Origin of the sequence: Pseudomonas sp. KCJK9016 (assembly GCF_046231795.1) — a bacterium.
Classification (GTDB): domain Bacteria; phylum Pseudomonadota; class Gammaproteobacteria; order Pseudomonadales; family Pseudomonadaceae; genus Aquipseudomonas; species Aquipseudomonas bananamidigenes.
In genome coordinates, this window is the sequence record NZ_JBJJMM010000009.1 from 198,460 (window position 1) to 222,901 (window position 24,442).

25 protein-coding genes are annotated in these 24,442 nt (G+C 60.2%); 7 read left to right on the forward strand and 18 right to left on the reverse strand.

What is annotated here, in order from left to right; translation table 11 throughout:
• Positions 1-51: 51 nt before the first annotated feature.
• A complete protein-coding gene (locus ACK6BI_RS11525) occupies positions 52-471 on the forward strand; it encodes a GNAT family N-acetyltransferase (protein ID WP_409317157.1) in 420 nt (139 codons plus the stop codon).
• Here the strand turns inward: ACK6BI_RS11525 and def are convergent, their stop codons facing one another.
• The 3 genes from def to ACK6BI_RS11540 form a co-directional block, all read right to left on the reverse strand.
• Entirely contained in the window at positions 472-1,011 is a 540-nt protein-coding gene (def, locus tag ACK6BI_RS11530) for a peptide deformylase (protein WP_409317158.1), read from the reverse strand.
• 2 nt (positions 1,012-1,013) lie between these two features.
• The gene (locus tag ACK6BI_RS11535; RefSeq protein ID WP_409317159.1) at positions 1,014-1,964 is read right to left on the reverse strand and encodes a YihY/virulence factor BrkB family protein; all 951 of its coding nucleotides are present in this window, start codon (positions 1,962-1,964) and stop codon (positions 1,014-1,016) included.
• Positions 1,965-2,140: 176 nt separating this feature from the next.
• Positions 2,141-2,332, reverse strand: coding sequence for a CsbD family protein (locus tag ACK6BI_RS11540; RefSeq protein ID WP_248742534.1), 192 nt, complete (start codon positions 2,330-2,332; stop codon positions 2,141-2,143).
• Between the two features lie 196 nt (positions 2,333-2,528).
• Here ACK6BI_RS11540 and ACK6BI_RS11545 point away from each other — a divergent pair, with 196 nt between their 5' ends.
• A complete protein-coding gene (locus ACK6BI_RS11545) occupies positions 2,529-2,906 on the forward strand; it encodes a hypothetical protein (protein ID WP_065259334.1) in 378 nt (125 codons plus the stop codon).
• Positions 2,907-2,958: 52 nt separating this feature from the next.
• On the opposite strand, the gene fadD1 is transcribed toward ACK6BI_RS11545, so the two are convergent.
• Positions 2,959-4,656, reverse strand: coding sequence for a long-chain-fatty-acid--CoA ligase FadD1 (gene fadD1, locus ACK6BI_RS11550; protein WP_409317160.1), 1,698 nt, complete (start codon positions 4,654-4,656; stop codon positions 2,959-2,961).
• 349 nt (positions 4,657-5,005) lie between these two features.
• Positions 5,006-6,694, reverse strand: coding sequence for a long-chain-fatty-acid--CoA ligase FadD2 (fadD2, locus tag ACK6BI_RS11555; RefSeq protein WP_409317161.1), 1,689 nt, complete (start codon positions 6,692-6,694; stop codon positions 5,006-5,008).
• A gap of 249 nt (positions 6,695-6,943) precedes the next feature.
• On the opposite strand from fadD2, the gene ACK6BI_RS11560 reads away from it, so the two are divergent.
• Entirely contained in the window at positions 6,944-7,888 is a 945-nt protein-coding gene (locus ACK6BI_RS11560) for a lysophospholipase (protein ID WP_409317162.1), read from the forward strand.
• Positions 7,889-7,931: 43 nt separating this feature from the next.
• On the forward strand, positions 7,932-8,402 hold the full coding sequence (locus ACK6BI_RS11565) for a MaoC family dehydratase (RefSeq protein WP_003227420.1): 471 nt from the start codon (positions 7,932-7,934) through the stop codon (positions 8,400-8,402).
• Between the two features lie 67 nt (positions 8,403-8,469).
• Here the strand turns inward: ACK6BI_RS11565 and ACK6BI_RS11570 are convergent, their stop codons facing one another.
• The gene (locus tag ACK6BI_RS11570; RefSeq protein WP_065259338.1) at positions 8,470-8,937 is read right to left on the reverse strand and encodes a PA2169 family four-helix-bundle protein; all 468 of its coding nucleotides are present in this window, start codon (positions 8,935-8,937) and stop codon (positions 8,470-8,472) included.
• A gap of 206 nt (positions 8,938-9,143) precedes the next feature.
• On the opposite strand from ACK6BI_RS11570, the gene ACK6BI_RS11575 reads away from it, so the two are divergent.
• Both ACK6BI_RS11575 and ACK6BI_RS11580 read left to right on the forward strand, forming a co-directional pair.
• Positions 9,144-9,380, forward strand: coding sequence for a DUF3820 family protein (locus tag ACK6BI_RS11575; RefSeq protein ID WP_409317163.1), 237 nt, complete (start codon positions 9,144-9,146; stop codon positions 9,378-9,380).
• A 24-nt stretch (positions 9,381-9,404) separates the two neighbouring features.
• Positions 9,405-10,586, forward strand: coding sequence for an aminotransferase class V-fold PLP-dependent enzyme (locus ACK6BI_RS11580; RefSeq protein WP_409317164.1), 1,182 nt, complete (start codon positions 9,405-9,407; stop codon positions 10,584-10,586).
• On the opposite strand, the gene ACK6BI_RS11585 is transcribed toward ACK6BI_RS11580, so the two are convergent.
• The 4 genes from ACK6BI_RS11585 to zwf form a co-directional block, all read right to left on the reverse strand.
• Entirely contained in the window at positions 10,583-11,299 is a 717-nt protein-coding gene (locus ACK6BI_RS11585; protein ID WP_409317165.1) for an intradiol ring-cleavage dioxygenase, read from the reverse strand. The two genes, ACK6BI_RS11580 and ACK6BI_RS11585, sit on opposite strands and share 4 nt — an antisense overlap.
• Before the next feature lie 175 nt (positions 11,300-11,474).
• Positions 11,475-12,140 carry a bifunctional 4-hydroxy-2-oxoglutarate aldolase/2-dehydro-3-deoxy-phosphogluconate aldolase gene (locus ACK6BI_RS11590; protein ID WP_011335602.1) on the reverse strand — a complete coding sequence of 222 codons (666 nt, stop codon included), beginning with the start codon at positions 12,138-12,140 and terminating at the stop codon, positions 11,475-11,477.
• Between the two features lie 17 nt (positions 12,141-12,157).
• Positions 12,158-12,871: a 6-phosphogluconolactonase gene (pgl, locus tag ACK6BI_RS11595; protein WP_409317166.1), complete on the reverse strand. Its 714-nt coding sequence runs from the start codon at positions 12,869-12,871 to the stop codon at positions 12,158-12,160.
• Complete coding sequence (zwf, locus tag ACK6BI_RS11600; RefSeq protein WP_409317167.1) at positions 12,858-14,324, reverse strand: glucose-6-phosphate dehydrogenase; 1,467 nt, start codon at positions 14,322-14,324, stop codon at positions 12,858-12,860. Before zwf ends, pgl begins: the two co-directional genes overlap by 14 nt.
• A 228-nt stretch (positions 14,325-14,552) precedes the next feature.
• On the opposite strand from zwf, the gene ACK6BI_RS11605 reads away from it, so the two are divergent.
• Complete coding sequence (locus tag ACK6BI_RS11605; RefSeq protein ID WP_169842436.1) at positions 14,553-15,413, forward strand: MurR/RpiR family transcriptional regulator; 861 nt, start codon at positions 14,553-14,555, stop codon at positions 15,411-15,413.
• Positions 15,414-15,461: 48 nt separating this feature from the next.
• Here ACK6BI_RS11605 and ACK6BI_RS11610 read toward each other — a convergent pair whose 3' ends face one another.
• The 8 genes from ACK6BI_RS11610 to ACK6BI_RS11645 form a co-directional block, all read right to left on the reverse strand.
• A complete protein-coding gene (locus ACK6BI_RS11610) occupies positions 15,462-16,316 on the reverse strand; it encodes a D-hexose-6-phosphate mutarotase (protein WP_409317168.1) in 855 nt (284 codons plus the stop codon).
• Positions 16,317-16,429: 113 nt separating this feature from the next.
• A complete protein-coding gene (locus ACK6BI_RS11615; RefSeq protein WP_065258488.1) occupies positions 16,430-17,779 on the reverse strand; it encodes a carbohydrate porin in 1,350 nt (449 codons plus the stop codon).
• A gap of 196 nt (positions 17,780-17,975) precedes the next feature.
• A complete protein-coding gene (locus ACK6BI_RS11620; protein ID WP_065258489.1) occupies positions 17,976-19,136 on the reverse strand; it encodes an ABC transporter ATP-binding protein in 1,161 nt (386 codons plus the stop codon).
• Positions 19,137-19,138: 2 nt separating this feature from the next.
• The gene (locus tag ACK6BI_RS11625) at positions 19,139-19,984 is read right to left on the reverse strand and encodes a carbohydrate ABC transporter permease (RefSeq protein ID WP_409317169.1); all 846 of its coding nucleotides are present in this window, start codon (positions 19,982-19,984) and stop codon (positions 19,139-19,141) included.
• Entirely contained in the window at positions 19,977-20,885 is a 909-nt protein-coding gene (locus tag ACK6BI_RS11630) for a carbohydrate ABC transporter permease (protein ID WP_065258491.1), read from the reverse strand. Before ACK6BI_RS11630 ends, ACK6BI_RS11625 begins: the two co-directional genes overlap by 8 nt.
• 93 nt (positions 20,886-20,978) lie before the next feature.
• Positions 20,979-22,280, reverse strand: a complete 1,302-nt coding sequence (locus tag ACK6BI_RS11635) for an ABC transporter substrate-binding protein (RefSeq protein ID WP_260520694.1) — start codon at positions 22,278-22,280, stop codon at positions 20,979-20,981.
• 118 nt (positions 22,281-22,398) lie between these two features.
• Entirely contained in the window at positions 22,399-23,658 is a 1,260-nt protein-coding gene (locus ACK6BI_RS11640) for an AGE family epimerase/isomerase (protein WP_409317170.1), read from the reverse strand.
• Between the two features lie 142 nt (positions 23,659-23,800).
• Positions 23,801-24,442, reverse strand: a 642-nt coding sequence (locus ACK6BI_RS11645) for a sensor histidine kinase (RefSeq protein ID WP_409317171.1), incomplete at its 5' end; no start/stop codon positions are given.

Here is a 24,442-nt window from a genome sequence, read left to right on the forward strand (position 1 = left end):
CGAGCCGGGATCCTTATAATCCCGTCTCTTTCTGAACCGGCAGCCCGAGTGATGACCGATACCCGCTATAGCCAGCTCGATGAATTGTCCTGGCCCTTGATGAACAAGTTCTACCGCCAGCACCAATCGTCGATGAAAGCGGTTCGTGAAGCACAATTGTGGGTGGCGAGGCGCGAAGAAATCGTGGCGGCGCTGTGTCTGCGACCGGTGTTCGGCGGGCACTGGCTGACCGGGCTGTTCGTTGATCCGGCCTGTCGTGAACAAGGCATCGCCGCCCAATTGATTGCGGCAGCGGTGAAAGATGTGAAGGCGCCGGTCTGGCTGTTCTGCCACCCGGACCTGCGCGGATTCTATGAGCGGCGCGGCTTCACCTTCGATCCCGCCCTGCCCCAGGCCATGGCCGAACGCCTGAGCCGTTATGCGCGGAGCAAGCCGATGATTGCCATGGAACTGGCGCCGCAGGCGGACTGATCAGTCGTCGGCGTCGGGGTCGAGATCCGGGAACATCACCTCGGTGAAACCGAACTTGCTGAAATCGGTGATGCGCGACGGATACAGCCGCCCGATCAGGTGATCGCACTCGTGCTGCACGACTCGTGCATGAAAACCCGAGGCCACACGCATGATCGGCTCGCCCTTGGGATCGAAACCTTCGTAACGGATCTGCTGGTAGCGATCCACCGCGCCCCGCAGGCCGGGTACCGACAGGCAGCCTTCGAAGCCCTCTTCCATCAGCGGGCTCAGCGGCGTGATCAGTGGATTGATCAGAATGGTCTGTGGCACGGCTTCGGCGTCCGGGTAACGTTCGCTGTGCTCGAAGCCAAAGATCACCAGTTGCAGGTCGACACCGATCTGCGGCGCGGCGAGGCCGACGCCGCCGACGCTTTCCATGGTCTGGAACATGTCGTCGATCAGTTGCCACAGCTGCGGGCTGTCGAACATCTCGGCCGGCACCGGCGGGGCAATGCGCAACAGGCGTTCGTCGCCCATCTTCAGGATTTCACGGATCATGATCAGGCTTCGTCTGTGTTCGGCTTGAGTGACGGATCGCGGCCCAGGCCGGAAACGTGTTGTTTGGGATGTTCGTCGAGTTCACCGGGGACTTTCTCGCCCGGGTCCTTGCCCTCGCTGGACATGTGTTCGATCACCGCGTTCATCTCCGCGCCCAGCAGCAACACGGCGGCAGAAATGTAGAAATACAGCAACAGCACGATGATCGCACCGATGCTGCCATACATGGCGTTGTAGTTGGCAAACGTCTTGACGTAAAACGCAAAGCCCAGGGACGCGACGATCCACACCACCACCGCCAGCACCGAGCCCGGCGTGATGAAGCGGAACTCCTGCTTGACGTCTGGCATCACGTAGTAGATCACCGCAACGGCCACCATCATCAGAATCACGATCACCGGCCAGCGGGCAATGGTCCATACCGTGACGATGAAGTCTTCCAGACCGACCTGCCCGGCGATCCACGTCATCACCTGCGGCCCCAGCACCATCAACGCGGCGGCCACCAGCAACATGCCGGCGATGCCGATGGTGTAGAAAATCGATAGCGGAAAGCGCTTCCAGATCGGCCGGCCCTCGACCACGTCGTAGGCCGCGTTCATCGCGCTCATCATCAGGCGCACACCGGCGGACGCGGTGTACAGGGCGATGACGATACCCACGGAAAGCAGGCCGCCCTTGGACTGCTGCAACTGGTCGATCACCGGGTTGACCTGCTCCAGCGCCTGGGGCGGCAACACCAGCTCCGACTGCAGGCGCAGCCAGGAGAAGAAGTCCGGCAGGTGCAGGAAACCGATCAGGGCAATCAGGAACAGAATGAACGGGAACAACGAGAACAGCATCTGGTAGGCCAGTGCCGAGGCATAGGTCGACATCTCGTCATCCATGAACTCGGTGACGGTACGCACGATGACCCGGTGCAGGGGCAGGCCTTTCATGTCGGGGAAAATCATTCGCGTCTCCTTTCGCCGCAAAACAGGTTGAAGTCGTGGCGACTCAGGGGCCGTGTTCTCTCATCAAAGTAGCCTACTTGGCGACTCTGAAACACTGTGATCCGTGACGGCATGTGAACGGCACACAAAAACGGCCATCCTTGGATGGCCGCTTCGGTGTTTCGTTCAAGGCGTAATCAAGCCTTGTCGACGCCTTTCTTGATCGCGTCCTTGGCTTTGCCCACCGCTTGCTGGGCCTCGCCTTTCTTCTCTTGCAGTTTGCCTTCGGCCTGCAGCTTGGTGTTGTCGGTGGCTTTACCGACGCCTTGCTTGATGTTGCCGACGGCTTCGTTGGCCATGCCTTTCACTTTATCGCCTGTGCTGCTCATGGTGTTTCTCCTGGGTGCATTGAAGGGGAAAAGTCAGTACGTAACGATGGACCGTCCCGATTTGCGCCAGGTTTCATTTATTTTCAGGCCTCATTTCGTCGTGGCGTGCAGGTTGGGCTTTATGTTTGCGAGCGGAGCCCCGAGAATGCCCATCATAAGGCGTCAGGCGCCACAGAACCGATCCCGCAGGAATGTTATGAAACTCGATAAAAAGCAGGCCATCGCCCGTCGCAACCAGGAACTGGGCGGTGCCGTGCTCGGCACCAACAATTGCCACTTCGCCGAACTGAACCGCAACCGCAACATCTGGTGGTTCGATCTACCGGTGAAGCGTCTGGCCATCGGTCAGTACGAGTGGATTCACCTGTTGATGCACACCCCGGCCACCGACGAACTGCTGCACCTGAAAGTGCCGACCGCATTCCTGCGGGAAAAGCTCGACGGCCTGGTGATCCGCAACGAAGGCAAGCGCAAGGCGGCCCTGAGTCTGGAACTGAGCGCCGACAAGGATTCGTACCTGCAGGACATGCGTCCGGCGGGGACCAACGTGAACTTTGCGGCGTTCCGTCAGTAACCGATCAAGCCCTGCACCAATAAAAAGCCCCGCATCTGCGGGGCTTTTTGCTTTACGCGGCGCTCCTGGCCTTGATCTTCTTCAGCTCTTCGTCGCGCAATTCGCGGCGCAGGATCTTGCCGACGTTGGTGGTCGGCAGCGCATCGCGGAACTCCACCGAACGCGGCACCTTGTAGCCGGTGACGTTGGCGCGCATGTGCTCCATCACCGTTTCCTTGGTCAGCGTGACGCCTGGCCTGGCCACGATGAAAATCTTGATCGCCTCGCCCGACTTCTCGTCCGGAATGCCGATCGCCGCGCACTGCAACACGCCCGGCAGGGTCGCCAGCACGTCTTCCAGCTCGTTCGGGTACACGTTGAAACCGGAGACCAGGATCATGTCTTTCTTGCGATCGACAATGCGCATGTAGCCGTCCGGCTGAATCAGCGCGATGTCGCCGGTTTTCAGCCAGCCTTCGCCGTCCAGGATCTCGTCGGTGGCTTCCTGACGCTGCCAGTAGCCCTTCATCACTTGCGGCCCCTTGACGCACAGTTCACCGATTTGCCCCAGCGGTTGCTCTACACCGCTGTCGTCGATGACCTTGCACAAAGTGGATGGCACCGGAATGCCGATGGTGCCGATCTGGATGTTCTGGATCGGGTTGACCGTGGCCACCGGGCTGGTTTCGGTCATGCCGTAGCCTTCGCAGATCGGGCAACCGGTGACCGCTTTCCAGCGCTCGGCTGCGGCCAGTTGCAAGGCCATGCCGCCGGACAGGGTGACTTTCAGCGCCGAGAAGTCCAGCTTGCGGAAACCTTCGTTGTTGCACAGGGCCACGAACAGCGTGTTGAGGCCGACGAAACCGCTGAACTTCCACTTCGACAGTTCCTTGACCATGGCCGGCAGGTCGCGCGGGTTGCTGATCAGGATGTTGTGGTTGCCGATCAGCATCATCGCCATGCAATGAAAGGTGAACGCGTAGATGTGGTACAGCGGCAGCGGCGTGATCAGGATTTCGCAACCTTCATTGAGGTTGGAGCCCATCAGCGCCTTGCACTGCAGCATGTTGGCGACGAGGTTGCGATGGGTGAGCATCGCGCCCTTGGCCACGCCGGTGGTGCCGCCGGTGTATTGCAGCACGGCAACGTCGCCGCTGTCCGGGTTGGCTTCGGCGACCGGCTGGCCCTGGCCTTTGCTCAGCACGTCGTTGAACTTGACGGCTTTGGGCAGGTGATAGGCCGGCACCATTTTCTTCACGTACTTGATGACGCTGTTGATCAGCAGCCGCTTGAGCGGCGGCAACAGGTCGGCGACTTCGGTGACGATGACGTGTTTGACGCCGGTTTTCGGCACCACGGCTTCGGCCAGATGCGCCATGTTCGCCAGGCACACCAGTGCCTTGGCGCCGGAGTCATTGAACTGATGTTCCATTTCCCGCGCGGTATACAGCGGGTTGGTGTTGACCACGATCAGCCCGGCACGGATGGCACCGAAGACGGCGACCGGGTACTGCAACACGTTGGGCAGTTGCACGGCGATTCGATCACCGGGCTGCAAATCGGTATGCTGTTGCAGATAAGCGGCAAACGCACCGGACAATTCGTACAGTTCACCGTAGGTGAGGGTCTTGCCCAGGTTGCTGAACGCCGGTTTGTCGGCGAAGCGCTGGCAGGATTGCTTCAACACTGCCTGAATATTCGGGTACTCGTCTGGATTGATGTCGGCAGCAATTCCAGCGGGGTACTTATCCTTCCAAAAGTCTTCGATCATGGAAGCCCACTCCTCAGCAACGCGAATTCAGCACCGCATTTGATGCGATTATTATTGGTGTTTGTCTTGTATTGGTGAATCTGGCTTTTTGCAGGCCGAGAAGTCACAAAGCGCGCCGAGAGTAGCAGCTTTGCCGAGGGTCGACTAGAGCCAAAAGCGGCCCCTGCAGTCATTTTAATGACTCAAGAATTACTGGCAGTCATTTTAGAGCAAAAATCCTACAAATCTCTGCAAGCCCCGGTTTTCGGGGCCTTCAAAGCAAAAAGATCGTCGCCCGTGACCCTTCCGGCGGGAAAACGTTTCCCGCTCAGAGGCTGCCGCAGGCGGCGATCTTCTGCTTCAAGCGTGTCTATGCGATATCACGCAACTCGCGCCGCAGAATCTTCCCGACAGGCGTCATCGGCAGCGACTCACGCAGCACGATGTGCTTGGGTACCTTGTACGCCGTGAAATTTTCTTTGCAGTAGGCCTTCAGCTCTTCCAGGCTGACCCCGGTTTCCCGGGCCACCACAAACAGCTTCACCGCCTCGCCCGAGCGCTCGTCCGGCACACCGATCACTGCGCAGTTCGCGACTTTCGGGTGGGCCATCACCACGTCTTCGATTTCGTTCGGGTACACGTTGAAACCGGAGACGATGATCATGTCTTTCTTGCGATCGACGATGCGCACGAAGCCGTCCGGGTCGATCACCGCTATGTCGCCGGACTTGAACCAGCCCTCGGCGTCCAGCACCTCGGCGGTGGCTTCGGGTTTGTTCCAGTAACCCTTCATGATCTGCGGGCCCTTGATGCACAGTTCGCCGCGCTCTCCCAAGGGTTGCTCGACGCCCTCGTCATTGATGACCTTCAACCGGGTGCCCGGCACCGGCAGGCCGACCGTACCAATCCGCGACAATTGACCATAAGGGTTGGTGCAGGCGACCGGCGAGGTTTCGGTCAACCCGTAGCCTTCGGTGATCCGGCAACCGGTGATCTGCTCCCAACGCTCGGCGGTGGCCTTGACCAGTGCGGTACCACCGGAATTGGTGAGTTTGAGCGTGGAGAAATCCAGGGTCTTGAAGTCCGGATGATCCATCAGCGCAACGAACAGCGTGTTGAGCCCCAGCAGCGCCGAAAAGTTCCAGTTCTTCAGTTCCTTGATGAAGCCGCCGATGTCACGCGGGTTGGTGATCAGCACGTTATGGTTGCCGGAGACCATCATGCACATGCAGTTCGCGGTGAAAGCGTAGATGTGGTACAGCGGCAGTGGCGCGATCATCACCTCCTGCCCCTCTCGCAACAGTGGCTGGCCATCGCTGCCGAACTGACAGAGACAGGCGCGAACCTGCTGCATGTTGGCCACCAGATTGCCGTGAGTGAGCATCGCGCCCTTGGCCAGGCCGGTAGTGCCGCCGGTGTATTGCAGGACGGCGATGTCGTCCAGGCCGACCTTCAACGGCTGGATACCCAGGCCCCGGCCCATACGCAACGCGCTCTTGAAGGAAAGGGCCTGAGGCAACGAGTACGCCGGGACCATTTTCTTCACTTTGCTGACCACGGTGTTGACCAGCCAGCCCTTGGCAGCGGGCATCAGGTCACCCATCTTCGCTTCGATCAGGTACTGGATGTCAGTGTCCGGCAGCACTTCCTGGACCTTCTGGCCGAACATGTTCAGATACACCAACGCCCGGGCACCGGAATCCTTGAACTGATGGCGCATTTCCCGCGCGGTGTACAGCGGGTTGGTATTGACCACGATCAGCCCGGCGCGCAAGGCGCCGAACACGGCAATCGGATACTGCAGGACGTTGGGCATCTGCACCGCGATGCGATCGCCCGGCACCAGGTCGGTGTGGGCTTGCAGGTAACCGGCGAATGCGGCGCTCTGACGCTCGAGTTCAGCGTAGGTCAGGGTCACGCCCATGTTGCTGAACGCCGGGCGATCAGCGAATTTCTTGCAGGAACGCTCGAACACCTCGATCACCGACTTGAATTCATTCACGTCGATGTCCAGGGGTACGCCCGCCGGGCGTTTGTCATTCCAGAAATCAGGTTGCATTGTTCTTGTCCTCTTTACCTGAGCCGATCCGGGACCGCGTCGCTGTCACTTCTCTCCCGTCCATGGAAGAGCACACAGCAAAAAGCGGGGCTTCACGGACACTAGCAGCTATGGTCAATCAGGCAAATACGGGCAAGGTCCTCATTGATCGTGTGAATCTTCCTGCCGTGGCGTGACCGGATCGGACGCGCTATACAATGCAACGTCTTCGAGCCCCTTCAGCAAAAGCAGGCAGCAAAAGGAAGCGCCATGATCCACGATACCTTCTGGCTGGACGCCAGTGACCGCAGCCGTCTGTTCGTCAACCAGTGGCTGCCGTCTGCGCCGCTGAAAGCGGTGATTCTGCTGGCCCACGGCATGGCCGAGCATAGCGGCCGCTACGGGCGACTGGCAGAGTCGTTCTGCGCCGCAGACTACGGTGTTTACGCGCCGGATCAGCGCGGTCATGGCAAAACGGCCGGTCATGGGACGCTGGGGCATTTTGCCGACGACGATGGCTGGTGCAAGGTGGTCGGCGATCTCGCGAGCCTCAACCAGTGCATCGGCCAGCGCCATCCCGGCGTGCCGATCATATTGCTCGGGCACAGCATGGGCAGCTACATCGCGCAGGCGTATCTGCTGCATCACAGCGCCAGCCTGCATGGCGCGATTCTCAGCGGCTCGAATTTCCAGCCGGTGGCGCTGTATCGAACGGCGCGGCAGATCGCCCGTTTCGAAAAATTGCGCCAGGGTGCCAAGGGGCGCAGCGCGCTGATCGAATGGCTGTCGTTCGGCTCGTTCAACAAAAAATTCAAGCCGACACGTACCGCGTTCGACTGGCTGAGTCGCGATCCGGCCGAAGTCGATAAATATGCCACTGACCCGCTGTGCGGCTTTCGCTGCACCAATCAGCTGTGGATCGACCTGCTCGGTGGCTTGCAGCAAATCAGTAAAGCGTCCAATCTCGCCCAGATCGACCCGGGCCTGCCACTGCTGGTGATCGGCGGTGAATGTGATCCGGTGAGCGAAGGCAAGCGTCTGACTGATCTGGCCAACGCCTTGCGCTCGGCCGGCAGCCAGAACCTGCAATTGAAGATTTACCCGCAGGCCCGGCACGAGTTGTTCAACGAGAGCAACCGCGACGAAGTGACCGCCGATATCCTGGCCTGGATCGACCAGGCCTTGAGCCATCCCCGTCCGCACCGCAGCGAATAGTCTTTTTGTGGATTCATTTCATCCGTCACAGGAATTCAGACCCATGACCCAGGTTACCAACATCCCTTACGAAGCCCTTGAAGTGGGCCAGACCGCCAGCTACAGCAAGACTGTCGAGGAGCGCGACATCCAGCTGTTCGCCGCGATGTCCGGCGACCACAACCCGGTGCACCTGGACGCCGAGTTCGCCGCCGCGAGCATGTTCAAGGAGCGTATCGCCCACGGCATGTTCAGCGGCGCGCTGATCAGTGCAGCCGTGGCCTGCGAGCTGCCTGGGCCGGGCACCATTTATATCGGACAGCAGATGAGCTTTCAGAAGCCGGTGAAGATCGGCGACACCCTGACCGTGCGCCTGGAAATCCTCGAAAAACTGCCTAAATTCCGCGTACGCATCGCCACCCGAGTTTTCAACCAGCGCGATGAGCTGGTGGTCGATGGCGAGGCCGAGATCCTGGCGCCGCGCAAACAGCAGACCGTGACCTTGCCGACCTTGCCGGCCATCAGCATTGGCTGATGATCCCCGGTTAAATCCGGCCAAAAAAAACGCCAGACTAGCTGGCGTTTTTTTTGGCCTCGAACGCTTAAGAGCGTGCGCGAGCCTGGTTACGCAGCGCTTTCACCTGATCGTGATTGCGTTGCACGCCATGGTACTGACGCTCGACCAGATCACGAATACCTACCAGGTTGTGCTTGTTGATCTTCTCGATCGCTTCACGGTAAGCCTTCAACGCGTGATCTTCACCGCGCTCGGCTTCGTTGAGCACGGCCTCTTCGTCCTTGCCGGTGAACATCGCTTTGACGTCGACCCAGCGACGATGCAGATCACCGCTTACGCTGGTGGAGGTTTCCGGATCGCCGCCCATCGAGCGCACGGTCGCCTGCAATTCGGCAGCCGCCGTGGCGCAGTCGGCGGAGCGTTTCGCGAACAGGGCTTTCAGTTCAGGGTGCTTGATGTCCTCGGCGCAAGTCTTGAACCCTTCCTGGCCGTCCTTGCTGGTTTCAATCAGGTCATTGAGGACAGAGATGGCTTCTTTATTGAGGTCAGTCATTTTCCAGTTCCTTGCGTTTTGGTGGAAGTTGCAAGGACTGTTGCAGCGGGCGTGCCATTTTCCAAAACTACATTTAATCGTTATTTTTCAATAAGTTATGAATAAATAGAAAATCTGTATGCTTGTTTTTTGCATGATTTGTCATTTGGCCTGCATGCAGAATGCCTGTATTTTCCAGACTGTTTCGAATCCAGACGATCGCTTTGATGAATCCTGAAAAACTCGAGTTGCTGATCACCCGCGAAATGCCCTTCGGCAAGTACAAAGGGCGGATCATTGCCGACCTCCCGGGCCCTTACCTGAACTGGTTTGCCCGGGAAGGATTCCCCGGTGGCGAACTCGGCGGCCTGCTGGCACTGATGCATGAGATCGATCACAACGGACTGTCGGAACTGCTTGAACCGTTGCGCGCCAAACACGGCAAACCCGCCCCGCGCCACTGAGGCGCTTCCTGAGCCGAACCGACCATGCCCGATAACACCCGCCGTGCCCGAGACGAAGCCTTCTGGCAAACTTTCGCCGACCGTTACGATCGCCACCCCGGCCCCGTGAATCTGGAAAACGGTTACTTCGGACGCATGTCACGCACAGTGGTCGAGGACTACCAGCGCCACATCGAGTTGATCAACAACAGCAATTCGATCTACGTGCGCCAGCGTTTCGAACAGCACGACGGCCTCGACATCCGCGCGCAACTGGCCGAGATGATTGGCGTGCGCGCACAAAGCATCGCTTTCACCCACAACGCCACCGCCGGCCTGCAATCGCTGATCCGCAACTACAACCGCTTGCAACCGGGCGATCAGGTACTGATCTGCGACCTGGAATACGACACGGTCAAGAGCGCCATGCGCTGGCTGGCGCGCCATCGCGGGGTCGAAGTGATCGAGATCGAGCACTCGCACCCGGCCAGTTTCGAAAGCTTGCTGGCAACCTACCGCGAAACCTTCATCCGTCATCCGAAACTCAAGCTGATGGCGCTGACTCACGTCACCCACCGCACCGGACTGGTAATGCCGGTGCAGGCCATTGCCTCGCTCGCCAGAGAGCATGGCGTCGACATCATCCTCGATGGCGCCCATGCCCTCGGCCAGATCGAGTTTGACCTGGATGCACTGGGCATTGCCTTCGCCGGGTACAACCTGCACAAATGGATCGGCTCGCCGCTGACTCTGGGTTTTCTGTATATAGCCCCGCAACGTCTGGCCGACATCGACCCGGACATGGGCGAGATGCATTTCCCGCTCAACGACATCCGATCCCGCACGCCCCACAGTACACCGAACATTCCGGCGCTGATGACCCTGCCGCTGGTGTTCGAGGAGCACCGTGCACTGGGCGGTGCGGCGGCCAAGGGCGCACGGTTGAACTACCTGCGCAACCTGTGGGTCAGCGCCGTGCGCAACCTGCCGGGCATCGAGGTCACCACCCCGGACGATCCGCGTCTGTACTGCGGCATCACCTCGATACGCTTTACCCGGCATGCCGACCAGCAGGCGATGGTCGATCGCCTGCTCGGCGAGTTCAACCTGTTTACCGTCGTACGCCACGGCGCAGCGTGCGGGCCGTGCATACGCATCACACCGGCGCTGACCACTACGGCCGCGGAAATCCAATTGCTGATCCGTGCACTCGACGAACTACGCTAAACCGTGTACTTGTCGAAGTCCTCGGGCTTGATCTGCGACGACACCGCAAAGGTGTCGATGCCGATCGTGAGATGACCGAAGAAACCGTCCTCATGGGAGTCGCGGCTGATCGGCCAGACCGTCAGCGTCGAGGCTTCTCCGCCCATCCGGGTGTAGTAGTGGTCCTGGCAATTGTTCAGCGGCGAGGACGCCCGCCCGCGATAGGCCCTGGCATTGAGTACCGAACGCGAGACGACTTCGGGAAAGTACAGCTGCCCGACCCAGGCCACATTGCGTTCGTCCAGGTATTCGCTGCCGGCAACGATGCGCACCGCCACATGAATATGCAACGCCCGCCCGGCATAGAACCCCGGATAGATCGTGGTGAATCGCACCCTGCCCTTGTGATCGCTGAACTGGCCGCCACGCAGGTAGGTGTCATCGTCGGTTCGCGGGATGGAGCCGATCTCCTCGACATCGACTTCCTGATCCGGATTGATCCGGCTCCAGCCCGAATAGGCCCCTCGAGCATTGCAGTGCCAGATATCCACCAGCGCGCCGCTGACCGGCTCGCCGGTCATGGCATCGACGATGGTCAGGCGCAACAGCAAAGGCAAGCCCTCGGCACCTTCGCTGATGTTACGGCGCAACAGTCTGGGATTGCGAAAATACGGCCCGGCGACTTGCTCGGGGGCCAGTTGATAGACGGGTGGCGCTGACGGCTGATGATCCATGATGCGTTCTCTCTTCCATAAGAAAAACGCAGGTTAGCGCCATGAAAAAGTCGTCGTGCGATAACTATGTATCGCGCAATGTCGCCGCAGACTTTTCCCGGGCAAAAAAAAACGGTGCACCGACCAAGCGCACCGTAAAGCCGTAGAACACACAACGAAGTGTCGGATGAAGCGATCAGTCCAGCAGCGCCAGCGCCTCGGCGGTGCATTCCTGAATGCGGGCCCAGTCGCCGTTCTTGATCCACTCGGGATCAAGCATCCAGCTACCGCCCACGCACATGACGTTTTTCAGCGCCATGTAGCTCTTGATGTTGGCCGGTCCCACGCCACCGGTCGGGCAAAATTTCACTTCGCCGAACGGGCCGCCGAGGGCCTTGATGGCCGCCACGCCACCGCTGACTTCAGCCGGGAACAGCTTGAAGCGGCGATACCCCAGACCATAACCTTCCATGATGCCGGAGGCGTTGCTGATGCCGGGCAACAGCGGGATCGGGCTTTCAACGCTGGCTTCCAGCAGGTCACGGGTGATGCCCGGGGTGACGATGAATTGCGAACCGGCCGCTTCGGCAGCGGCCAGCATGTTGCGGTCGAGTACGGTGCCGGCACCGGTCACCAGTTCCGGGCGCTGTTCGCGCAGGATCTGGATCGCCTTGAGGCCGAACTGCGAGCGCAGGGTCACTTCCAGTGCGGTCAGGCCACCGGCGGCCAGGGCATCGGCCAGCGGCAGCACGTCCTGTTCACGGGCGATGGTGATCACCGGCAGGATCCGCGCCTTGGCGCAGAGGCTGTCGATCAGGGCAACTTTGTCCGCCATGGAAACGGTCGGGGATGGGGTTGTCATAGCGGCTGTTCCTTGGCTCATGGGCACCAGTAAATCTCTAGCGTGGGTTGCAGAAACGCGCGAACCGGCATGGTGGCGACGTCGCTGGATGCCAGTGCGGCATTCAGGGTGGTCAGTTTCGACTGACCGGAAATCGACAGAATCTTGTGCTTCGCCGAAGCCAGCAGTGCCCGGCTCATGGTCAGGCGTTGACGCGGCACACTCGGCGCCAGCATCGACCAGCAACGACGAGTGCCATCGGCTTGCAGAGCTTCAGCCAGGTTCGGACTGTTCGGGAACAACGACGCGGTATGGCCGTCATCGCCCATGCCCAGCACAAGCACGTCGATGGGGGGCAACTCGGCGAGCAACCGATCGGCGTGCTCGGCAGCCTGCTCGACGTTGGCCGCCGCACTGTAGAGGCTGAGGAACTGCGCCTTGGCTGCCGGGCCCTTGAGCAGATACTGCTTGAGCAGACCGGCGTTGCTGTCGGCGTGTTCCACCGGCACCCAGCGCTCGTCGGCCAGGGTCACGACAACCTTCGACCAGTCCAGCTCCTGCTTGGCCAGGTGCTGGAAAAACGCCACCGGGCTGCGACCGCCGGACACCACCAACACAGCATTGCCGCGCGCTGCCAACGCCTCGCTCAACTGCTTGGCGACATTCAGCGCCAGGCCTTCGGCGAGCAGCACCGGGCTCTTGAATTCATGGGCATTCACGCCCTCGGGCAGTTTCACATCAGATATCGCCATACCACGACCTCCCGTCCCGCGTGATCAGTGCAATGGAGCTCATCGGCCCCCACGACCCGGCCGCATACGGCTTGGGCGCATCACCGGATTTCTTCCACCCGGCGATCAACTGGTCGCACCATTTCCACGCGGCTTCGATTTCATCTTTACGGACAAACAGGTTCTGATTGCCGTTCATCACTTCCAGCAACAACCGCTCGTAGGCATCGGGAATCCGCGCGCTGCGCCAGGTGTCGGAGAAATTCAGTTGCAACGGACCACTGCGCAGCTGCATGCCCTTGTCGAGGCCCTGATCCTTGGTCATCACACGCAGGGAAATGCCTTCGTCCGGTTGCAGGCGGATGATCAGTTTGTTGCTGATCTGCAGGCGCTGCTCCGGGGCGAAGATGTAGTGCGACGGTTCCTTGAAGTGAATGACAATCTGCGACAGCTTCTGCGGCATGCGCTTGCCGGTGCGCAGGTAGAACGGCACACCGGCCCAGCGCCAGTTGCGGATGTCGGCACGCAGGGCGACGAAGGTTTCGGTATCGCTCTGGGTATTGGAATTCGGCTCTTCGAGGTAGCCCGGTACGGACTTGCCTTCGCTGTGCCCGGCGATGTACTGCCCGCGCACCACCTGAGTGGTCAGGCCTTCCGGGCTGATCGGTGCCAGGGCCTTGAGCACTTTGACTTTTTCATCACGGATGCTGTCGGCGGACAGGTCGGCCGGCGGGTCCATGGCGATCAGGCAAAGCAGTTGCAGCAGATGGTTCTGGATCATGTCACGCAGTTGGCCGGCCTTGTCGAAATAGCCCCAGCGACCTTCGATGCCGACCTTCTCGGCCACGGTGATTTCCACGTGGGAGATGTAATTCTGGTTCCACTGGGTCTCGAACAGGCTGTTGGCGAACCGCAGGGCGATCAGGTTTTGCACCGTCTCTTTGCCCAGGTAATGGTCGATGCGGTAGGTGCGGTTCTCCGGGAAGAACTGCGCCACGGCGTCGTTGACCTTGCGCGAGGATTCCAGGTCCGAGCCGATCGGTTTTTCCAGCACCACGCGGGTGTTTTCCGCCAGACCGACGTTCGCCAGGTTCTCGCAGATCGCGCCGTACACCGCCGCCGGAGTGGCGAAGTAAGCAATCATGCGTTGCGTGTTGCCGACCAGCTCGGCCAGCGCCACATAATCTTCAGCCTTGAGGAAGTCGACGTGCAGGTAGGTCAGGCGAGCGAGAAAACGCTCGGCCACGGCCTCGTCCAGCTCCTTGCCCACGTAGCGGCGCAGTTCGGCGGCAATGAATGCCAGGTGCTGCTGCTCGGTACCCTCTTCACGGGCCAGCGCGATAATACGCGTGTCCTCATGCAGCAGGCCGGCGCCATCCAGGTGATAAAGGGCAGGAAACAGCTTGCGCAGGGCCAGATCGCCCAAGGCGCCGAACAAGGCGAAGGTGCACGGTTCAACCGTAATCGAAGGCATGATGTTTGTTCTTTTATCAAGTTAAGCTACAAATACCTTTTTTCAAGGTATCACTCAAGGGAAAATGTAGTAATAACCACAACATTTTCTCAAAATACAGATTCCGAGTGGTGGTCGATCGGAGCCATCAGTAGGATAGGCCACCGTCACGGGCCTCATCAAAGGCCCAATTTGCAAGGCCGCGCGCTTATCGGCGCCGGTGAATCTCAGGAAATCCATATGGACCGCGTGCGAAATTTACTGGAACAGATCCAGAGTCGCCTTGAAGAGCTGAACAAGGCCGAACGCAAAGTCGCCGAAGTGATCCTGCTCAACCCACAGCAGGCCACCCGCTTCAGCATCGCCGCCCTCGCCCAGGCCGCTTCTGTCAGTGAACCGACCGTCAACCGTTTCTGCCGTTCGTTTGGCGTCAGCGGCTACCCCGAACTCAAGCTGCAACTGGCCCAGAGCCTGGCCAGCGGCGCGGCTTACGTCAGCCGCGCAGTGGAAGCCGACGACAATCCCGAGGCTTACACTCAAAAGATTTTCGGCAGCGCCATCGCTTCGCTGGACAGCGCTTGCCAGGCGCTCGACCCGAACTTGATCAGCCGCGCCGTCGACCTGTTGATCCAGGCCCGGCAGATCCACTTCTTCGGCCTCGGCGCCTCGGCCCCGGTGGCTTTGGATGCGCAGCACAAGTTCTTCCGCTTCAACCTGGCGGTCACCGCCCACGCCGATGTGCTGATGCAACGCATGATTGCTTCGGTGGCGCACACCGGCGAGCTGTTCGTGATCATTTCCTACACCGGGCGTACCCGAGAGCTGGTGGAAGTGGCGCGCATCGCCCGGGAGAACGGCGCCTCGGTGCTGGGCCTGACCGCCGAGAACTCGCCACTGGCCAAGGCCAGCACCCTGAGCCTGAACATTCCGCTGCCGGAAGACACCGACATTTACATGCCGATGACTTCGCGGATCATTCAGTTGACGGTGCTGGATGTGCTGGCGACGGGGATGACCTTGCGTCGCGGGGTGGATTTCCAGCCGCATCTGCGCAAGATCAAAGAGAGTTTGAATGCGAGCCGGTATCCGGTGGGTGACGAGTTCAACTGAGGCCTGATGAATCGTTGATCGTTCTCACGCTATGCGTGGGAACGATCACTAAGCCCCCGCCCACGCCTGCAAACTCAAGTGCGCCTTCTCCCCCGGCGCCAGATGCAGGCTGTCGGTACCCCCCGCCGCCGCTTCGACACAGACAAATTCCGAGACCTCATCCCAGGTCACGCCCAGCAACGGCCGCGCCCCCGGATGCCACACCACCGTGTCCGCACTGTCACCGGTATCGATGCACAATTCACGCTGCCAGGCGTGATCCTTGAGTTGCAATTCGCCGTCGTGCTGGAACACGCGCTGACACCCGCCATCGACCCGCAACTCACCTTCCTGTTGGCAGACTTCACGGTTCAACTGATCGTAACCCTGCGCCCCTTCGAGCCCAGACAGCGCTATCTCACTCACGTCGCCAATACGCCAGTAAGCGTGCAAAGCCTGGCTCAACTGGCACGGCATGTCGTCCTGATGCTCGGTACTCAGGTGCAATTCCATGCGTTCGCCCAGGTGCGCGTGCAGGTCCACCTGCCAGTCACACAGCTGCAACTGCCAGTGCAGGCGTACGCCGTCGTCGGCGGTGCTGCTATCGAGCAGTTTCCAGTCCAGCAGCCGCGCCCAGCCGTGGGACGGCCATGCATTTTCGCTCGGATGGCGGCCATACCATGGCCAGCACACCGGTACGCCGCCGCGAATCGCGCCGACATGCGGCCACTTCGCCGCGCACCACAACCACGGCTTTTGCCCGCGCGGCTGAAAGTGCAGCAATTGCGCCCCCTGACGACTGAACACCGCCTGACACAGCGGATGGTCGATCACCAGCACATCGCGCATCTGATAGCGCTCCCAGGCGAACACCGGTCGTTCGCGCAAGGATTTGAAAAAGCGTTGCAGCGGATGCTCATGCATTTGCCACGGTCCTGAACTCGTCTTTCACAGGGCTGCGCCGCCCTCAAAAAAAAGCGGACAGCCTTGGCCGTCCGCAAATATGCGCACATGGAGAGGAGCTTATCGCAACAGCGTTAGAACGTAGACTGAATTTTCAGGCCAGCGACCAAAGCGTTGTCCACTTCATCCACACCACCCGGGTGAGTGATGTATTGCAGGTTAGGACGCACGGTCAGCCAGTTGGTGACGTGGAAGCCGTAGTTGATCTCGTAGTTGTATTCGGTCTCGCGAATCGGCGAGAACACCGGATTGTCGTAGTCCGAAACACCGTTGGAGACGTTCAGCAGCTCGGCGTTTTTCTTCACGTCGTCGTTGACGTGGATACGCGCCGCACCAATACCGACGTCATCCTTCGGACGGGCGTCGAACGGGCCTTTGTAGACAAACATCACCGACTGGTAGTTGTCGATGAAGTTGGTGTCCTTGTCGTGGAACGTGGCGTTGGCCGCAATATTCAGACCACGGGAAGCGTCGCCGTTGTGGCTGGTGAGTTGCTGTTGCGCAACGAACCAGTAGCCGTGCTTGCTGCTGTGGGTGCGGTAGGCATTACCGGTGGTCGCGGCGTCGTTGCCGTTGATGTCTTCACGAACATCGGCGGCATCGGCCGTGCTCTTGTAGTAACCCACACGGTATTCGCCCGGCAGGCTGTTGACCTTCGGCGACCAGACCAGCTCGACCGGCAGCACGGTACCTTTGGTGCCGCTGCCGCTGAGTTTGAAGCCGTTGCCGTGCTCCAGCTGCGACGGGTTCTGGTTGTACGCGCCGATCTGCGCGTAGAGCTCGTCGTTGATGTTGTATTTCACGCGGATCGCGGCCTGGCTGACGGGCCAGTTGTACCAGATGTTGGTCGCCCAGTTACCGACCTGCGAGCCGCAGAACGCCAGGTTCTGGAAGTCGCACGGGAAGGTATTGAAGTCTTCGCCCTCACCGAAGTAACCGGCCTTGACGTCGAGCTTGTTGTCGAAGAACTGGTGCTGAATCCACAGTTGGGTCAGACGCACCATGTGGCCACGACCGTAGACTTCCTGCGAGGAAGACAGGGTGCCGGCACGCGGATCGCCAACGCGATCGTTGGAAATGTTCTGACCGTTACGGTTGGTCAGCTGGATCTTGGCCTGAGTGTTGTCCCAGCCCCAGAGTTTCTGCAGGTCCAGAGCCACGCCCAGACCGAACTGGTCGCTGTAGCGGCCGGTCTTGTCGTCGTTGTAACCGCCATGCAGGTTGGCGCCCATCTCACCGACGTAGTCAGCCTTGATGTCGATGCCTTGCTCGATCAATTTGGTCCGCTCGCCACCCCAGTCGCCCGTCATCCATTTGGAATCGGAGCTGAATGCATCGGCGGCCATGGCATTGCCGGCCATGACCAATGCGGCCGCGGCTGACACTTGGCAGATCAACCGGGCATTGACGTGTTTCTTTTTCATCCCTACATCCTCGTCTTTATTGTTATTAACTGTTTTTTTCCAACGCGGTTTACATAACGTGCGATGGATTGCAGGCAATACACCGCGTGCTCCCCTGTGGGAGCGAGCCTGCTCGCGATAGCGGTTTTACTTCCGACATCTCAGTCGACTGATATTCCGCCTTCGCGAGCAGGCTCGCTCCCACACTCTTTGACCCTCAGCGCCCTTTGAACTGCGCCACGTTTGCAGATCGTGCTTCGACCCGAGAATGCCCCGCCACCCCCAGACGCTCGCCGCTGTTGGCATCGAACAGCAGCACTTTCGACGGATCGAATTGCAGGGTCAGGGTCTCGCCCACCTGCGGCGCCACGTCCGGCGCCAGTCGGCAGCAGACCTTGGTCTCGTTGAGGTTGACGAACACCAGGGTGTCCGGACCGGTCGGTTCGGTAACCTGCACTTCAGCCTTGATGCTCGGCAGGCCGTTGCCTTCGCCATTGGCCAGCGCGATCTGCTCCGGACGCAGGCCAAGGATCACTTCGCGGTCTTCGAGACCGGCGTCCTGCATCGCCATCGGCAGTTCGCAACGGGCCTGGCCGCTGTCAAGCAGCGCCACCAGACGACCGTCCTTGCGTTGCAGGCGCAGCGGGATGAAGTTCATCGGCGGCGAACCGATGAAGCTCGCCACGAACAGGTTGGCCGGGTCGTTGTAGATCTCCTTCGGCGTACCGAACTGCTGGATGATGCCGTCCTTCATCACCGCCACTTTGTCGCCCAGGGTCATCGCTTCGATCTGGTCGTGGGTCACGTAGACCGTGGTGGTTTTCAGACGCTGGTGCATCAGTTTCATTTCGGTGCGCATCTCGACGCGCAGCTTGGCATCGAGGTTGGACAGCGGTTCGTCAAACAGATAAATCTTCGGGCGACGCGCCAGCGCACGGCCCATGGCGACACGCTGTTGCTGGCCACCGGAGAGCTGGCCCGGCTTGCGATTGAGCAGGTGCTCGATCTGCAGCAGCTTGGCCACCCGGGCGACTTCTTCGTCGATGGCCGATTGGGGCATCTTGCGGATCTTCAGACCGAACTCGATGTTCTCGCGCACGCTCATGGTCGGGTACAGCGCGTAGGACTGGAACACCATGGCGATGTCGCGATCTTTCGGGCTCATGCCGCTGACGTCCTGGTCACCGATCATGATCGCGCCGCCGGTGATGGTTTCCAGGCCGGCGATGCAGTTCATCAGGGTCGACTTGCCGCAGCCCGACGGCCCGACAAGGATCAGGAACTCACCGTCCTTGATCGACAGTTCGATGTTCTTCAGGGTGTCCGGCAGGCCGGCACCGTAGGTCTTGTTTACATTGCGAAGTTCGAGCGTAGCCATGATTACCCCTTGACTGCGCCGGCCGTCAGCCCGCGCACGAAATACTTGCCTGCGACCACATAGACCAGCAGGGTCGGCAGCCCGGCGATCATCGCCGCCGCCATGTCCACGTTGTATTCCTTGGCCCCGGTGCTGGTGTTGACCAGGTTGTTCAGCGCCACCGTGATCGGTTGCGAATCACCGCTGGAGAACACCACGCCGAACAGGAAGTCGTTCCAGATCTGGGTGAACTGCCAGATCAGGCAGACCATGATGATCGGGGTCGACATCGGCAGGATGATCCGGCGGAAGATGGTGAAGAATCCTGCGCCGTCCAGCCGCGCAGCCTTGATCAGCGCATCCGGAATGCTCACGTAGTAGTTACGGAAAAACAGCGTGGTGAACGCCAGCCCGTAAACCACATGCACGAACACCAGGCCCGTGGTGGTGCTCGCCAGGCCCATCTTGCCGAGGGTGAACGACGCCGGCAGCAGCACGGTCTGGAACGGCAGGAAGCAGCCGAACAGCAGCAGGCCGAAGAACAGCTGCGAACCCTTGAAGCGCCAGAACGACAGCACGTAGCCGTTCAACGCACCGATGGCAGTGGAGATGATCACGGCCGGAACGGTGATCTTAATCGAGTTCCAGAAGTAACCGTCAACGGTGGCCCAGGCTTTCACCCAGCCGATGCCGCTGACCACGGTCGGCCAGCTCAGCAGGTTGCCGGTGGAGATGTCTTCCGGGGTCTTGAAGCTGGTCAACAGCATGACCACCAGCGGCACCAGATACAGCAGGACCGCAAGGATCAGCACCGCGTAGATCGCGATGCGACTCAGGCTGACGGAAGGTTTGGCAGCGAGACTAGTCATGACGCTTGGTCCTCAGCTCGGAGTACAGGTAAGGCACGATGATCGCGAGGATCGCACCGAGCATCAGGATTGCACTGGCCGAGCCCATGCCCATCTGCCCACGGCTGAACGTGAACGAGTACATGAACATCGCCGGCAGGTCGGAGGAGTAACCCGGACCGCCGGCCGTCATGGCCGCCACCAGGTCGAAGCTCTTGATCGCAATGTGCGCCAGAATCATCACCGCACTGAAGAACACCGGACGCAGGCTTGGCAGCACCACTTTCCAGTAAATGTGCGGCATGCTCGCGCCGTCGATCTGGGCGGCACGGATGATCGACTGATCAACGCCACGCAGACCGGCGAGGAACATGGCCATGATGAAACCCGAGGCTTGCCAGACCGCCGCGATCACCAGGCAATACACCACACGATCCGGGTCGATCAGCCAATCGAGACGGAAGCCTTCCCAGCCCCAGTCCCGCAGCAATTTGTCCAGGCCCATGCCCGGGTTGAGCAGCCATTTCCACGCGGTACCGGTGACGATCATCGAGAGCGCCATCGGGTACAGGTAAATGGTGCGGATAAAGCCTTCGCGACGGATTCTCTGGTCGAGGAAAATCGCCAGCGTCACGCCGATCACCAGGGTGATGGCGATGAACATGCCGCCGAACACGGCCAGGTTCTTGCTCGCCACCCACCAGCGGTCGTTGTCGAACAGCCGTGCATACTGCGCCAGCCCTGCCCACTTGTAGTTCGGCAGGAAGGTCGACGAGGTGAACGACAGGACAAACGTCCAGAGGATATAGCCATAGAAGCCCACCAGAACGATGAACATGCTCGGCGCCAGCACCAGTTTCGGTAGCCAGCGCTGCAATGCGTCGAATGGCGAGGCCTTGCTGAACACAGCAACAGAACTCATGGGAAGATCCAGTAAAAAAGATGAAGGACCGCTGCGAGCTCCCAGCCTCAAGCCGATGCGCGACTTGAAGCTGGCAGCTGCTCTACGCCGGTGTTACTTGGCAGCCTTGACGGCAGTGCCGAGTTTCTTGGCAGCGTCGGCCGGGTCGGCTTTCGGATCGTTGATGTAGTTGGTCACGACATCGAAGAACGCACCCTGTACCGCCAGCGTGGTCGCCATGTTGTGCGCCATGCTCGGCTGCAGGCCGCCGGTCTTGGCGTCTGCCAGGAAGTCCTTGGCAGCGGTCTGGGCGCAGGAGTCGAAACCGTACTTGCCCATGTCGGCGAGCATGTCGTTACGCACCGGGATCGAGCCCTTGTTGATGCTGAAGACCTTCTGGAAGTTTTCACCCAGCACGACTTTGGCGATGTCCTGCTGACCGGCCGCGGTGCCCGCGTCCTTCTGCTTGAACACGGCCAGGGAGTCGATGTTGTAGGTGAATGCCTTGTCGGTGCCCGGGAAGGCTACGCACTCGTAATCCTTGCCGGCGACTTTCTTGGCGGCGGTCCATTCGGACTTGGCCCAGTCACCCATGATCTGCATGCCGGCCTTGCCGTTGATGACCTTGGCCGCTTCCAGGTTCCAGTCCTGGCCTTTGCCGTCGACGTCCATGTAGGTCGCGACTTTCTTCAGCTCGGTCAGGGCCTTGACCATTTCCGGACCGGTCAGGGCAGCGTTGTCCAGATCGACCAGGGCTTTCTTGTAACCATCAACGCCCATCACCGACAGCACGACCGCTTCGAACACGGTGCTGTCCTGCCAAGGCTGTCCGCCGTGAGCCAGCGGGATGAAGCCCGCAGCCTTGAGCTTGTCACCGGCGGCGTAGAATTCTTCGAGAGTGGTCGGGGCTTTGGCGATACCGGCCTTTTTGAAGACTTCCGGGTTGATCCACAGCCAGTTCACCCGGTGAATGTTCACCGGCACGGCCACGTAATCACCGTCGTACTTCACGGTATCGGAGACTTTCTTGTCGAGCAGGCTGTCCCACTTCTCGGACTTGGAAACGTCCTTCAGCACGTCCGTATCGAGCAGACCGGTGGACGCCCATTCCTGGATATCGGGGCCTTTGATCTGGGCCACGCCTGGCGGGTTGCCGGCGACGGCACGGCTTTTCAGCACGGTCATGGCAGTCGCACCGCCACCACCGGCGACAGCGCCGTCTTTCCAGGTGAAACCATCTTTTTCCACTTGTGCCTTGAGCACATCGACGGCGGCTTTTTCGCCACCGGACGTCCACCAATGCACGACTTCCACCGAACCTTTGGATTCGGCAGCGGAAACACTCAGGGGCAGCACAGCGAGCGGGAACAGGGAGGCGACAGAAATGACAGTAGCGAGGCGAGAAATCGCATTCATCTGAGATGTACCTTTCTTGTTGTTATGCATGCAAGTCTGGTGCTTGCGCTGCATACGAGTTTAAACAGGGCGTTTCCCCTCGCAGGTAACGAAGGGACGCGCAAATGTCACCGCATGGTTACACAGGAACGGCCCGGGACAACTGTGCCAGCGCCGTCGCCATGCTCGGCGCCAGCGGCAGACGCGGAATCAGCACCGCCTGCCAGGCGTGATACAGATCGGGTTTGCCCGCCCAGATATCGGCACTTGGACGGTTCTGCGGATCGAGTTCGTGATGCCAGCTGCCGTCGCAACGGTCGATGAAATTCGCTTCGCAGAATTCCCAGAATAGCCGGTACCAGGATTCGTACTGCGCATCGCCGGTGCGTTTGAGCAAGGCACTGGCGGCGGCGCTGGCTTCGGCGTGGGTCCAGTGCAAGCGATGGCGCACCACGGCCTTGTTGTTCCAGTCGAGGGTGTAGACGATGCCCGGGGCACCATCGACGTCCCAGCCATGACGGCAGTTTTGCTCGAACAGTTTCTGCGCATCGGTGACCAGCCAGCCGGGCGTGAGCATGCCGGCCTGCACCCGCGCCGCTTCGAGGTGGAGCAAGAGCCGCGCCCACTCGAAACCGTGGCCCGGCGTGGTGCCGTAGGGGCGGAAACCGTCCGCGGGGTTGTCATGGTTGTATTCGCGCAGCGGCTGCCAGTTTCGGTCGAAATGCTCGATCACCAGGTAATCGTTGGCGGCAGCGTGACCGTGGATCACCCGCTCGACAATGCGCTGCGCACGCATCAGCCAGCGCGGATCCTCGGTGGCATCGGCCAGCGCGAGGAACGCTTCGGTGGCGTGCATGTTGCTGTTGGCGCCGCGATAGGCTTCTTCTTCGCGCCAGTCACGATTGAAGAATTCGCGCATGGCGCCCTCTTCTTCGCTCCAGAAATAGGTGTCGATGATGTCGACGGCGTCATCCAGCAACGCCTGCGCGCCGGGGCGCTGGGCGACGACTGCGGAACTGGCCGCGAGGGCCACAAAAGCGTGCAGATAAGCGTTCTTGCCAGTGTTGCCGTCGCGGTGGTCGGCGACGGCGAACCAGCCACCGTGCAGCGCATCGCGCAACGGACCGCGCAATGCCGCAATGCCGTGATCAACCAGTTCGGCGAATCCCGGCAGGCCCTGAATGTGGGCCATGGCGAAGCTGTGGGTCATGCGCGCGGTGTTCATGGTTTCGGCTTGTGCGCCGACCTGGAGCCGACCGCGCTCATCGAGATTGCCGAAGCCTTCGGGCAGTCGCGAAGCCTTGGCAAACGCCAGCAGGCGCAGGCCTTCATCGGCGAGCCATTGCTGGTGGGCAGGGGCGTTCAGCCAACTGCTGAAGCCCGGATTGAAGAGATCCATGGAAGGCCTTTTTTGTTGTTATGACTGCGGGCAGTCTAAACAACGGGGCGGGGCTGGCTTGTAACGAAGGGGACGGGTTTTGTCACCATCTGGTGACAGTTTCTCGGAATCTGTGGCGAGGGAGCTTGCCACAGAAACAGTGTCAGTCAGCACTGCGAGGCAATTGCAGCGTCACGCGCAACCCGCCCTCACGCAGGTTCTGCAACGTCACTTCACCACCATGGCTATGGGCAATGTTGCGGGCGATCCCCAAACCGAGACCGTATCCCTGCTGTTGACCCGCCAAGCGGAAGTGCGGTTCAAACACCTGCTCCAGCCGCTGCTCCGGTACGCCCGGCCCTTCGTCATCGACGTGCAGCACGAACGCGCTTTCGTCGTCATCGATATGCAGGTGTGCGTTCTGCCCGTACTTCAACGCATTGTCGATCAGGTTACCGATGCAGCGCTTGAGCGCCAATGGCTTGCCCGGATACGCCGCCAGCGCCCGTCCCTGCTGGGTTACGCGGCCATTGCCGTTGGGCGCCAGATAAGGCTCCACCAGACAGTCGAGCACATGGTTCAGATCCACCGGCTCGATGTTTTCGTGAATGTCGGTGTCTTTCACGCATTGCAGCGCGCCTTTGACCAGCAGTTCCAGCTCGTCAAGATCGCGGCCGAACTTGGTTTGCAGTTGTTCGTCTTCGAGCAGTTCGACCCGCAGTCGCAGGCGAGTGATCGGCGTGCGCAGGTCATGGGAAATCGCACTGAACAACTGACTGCGCTCGGTAAGGTAACGACTGATGCG